1 protein-coding gene is annotated in these 888 nt (G+C 63.5%); it reads left to right on the top strand.

The genetic code is table 11. From position 1 onward, the window contains the following. Window positions 1-426, top strand: a 426-nt coding sequence (locus tag G3480_RS26935; RefSeq protein WP_164657252.1) for a transposase, incomplete at its 5' end; no start/stop codon positions are given. Window positions 427-888 lie beyond the last annotated feature (462 nt).

Below are 888 nucleotides of genomic sequence, written 5' to 3'. Positions count from 1 at the left end.
GCGCTGGCCGAGGTCTATGGGCTGATCACCAGCATCCCCGGTGTCGCCGCCGCCAGCGCGATCCAGCTCATGGGAGAGCTGCTGGTGCTGCCCGAGGACATGCGCGCCAAGCAATGGGTCGCCCTCGCCGGACTCGATCCGCGCCAGAGCACTTCGGGCACCAGCGTGAACAAAAAACCGCACCTCAGCAAGGCCGGCAACGGGCATCTGCGCAAGGCGCTGTTCATGCCCGCGCTGAGCGCTGCGCGCCACGAGCCCCACGTCAACAGCTACTACACGCATCTCATCGAAGCGCGCGGGCTGAAGAAGATCCAAGCCATCTGCGCGGTTATGCGCAAATTGCTGCATGCCATCCATGCCATGCTCAAGCACCGCCAAGCGTTCGACGGCAGCCGCTTTTGCCTGCTGCGCGAGGCTGTGGCATGAGCGCGCCGGCAACAGACGCCAACGCACGACTCTCGGTTGGCCCGACAGCACGCGCGTGGCAGTCCCCCACGAGCAGCGATCACGGTGAGCGCGTTCAACAACGACAGCGCATTGAATTCCTATTTAAAAAATCAGCAGCAGTCGCGCCGCAGGCACCCGCAGCCCGCAGCGGACTCAGCGCGGCGCAGTGTGGGCAACGGGTGAATGAGTGTGGGCAAGGTGGGGGCAACCCGCCGGCAGCGGGTTGTCCCCGGCTTGTCCACACGCCCGCTTGCGGCATTCACGCGTTGTCCACACGGAGTCCGCCCGCGCCAAACCCGCAGCCAAGCCCCCTCCATCATCGAAGATGATTCCGATGGGGTTGGCAGATGCTCAACGACCGTCCCGCTGAGACAACGATGCCGATAGAAAAAAATGATGGACAGGAGGCAAATCGGACTTGCGTCAGAACAGAGTATCTAC

The organism is Thiorhodococcus mannitoliphagus, assembly GCF_010915725.1.
In the GTDB taxonomy this organism is placed as follows: Bacteria; Pseudomonadota; Gammaproteobacteria; order Chromatiales; family Chromatiaceae; genus Thiorhodococcus; species Thiorhodococcus mannitoliphagus.
The sequence above is the reverse complement of the archived record's forward strand: the minus strand, read 5'-3'. Positions and strand labels throughout refer to the sequence as shown.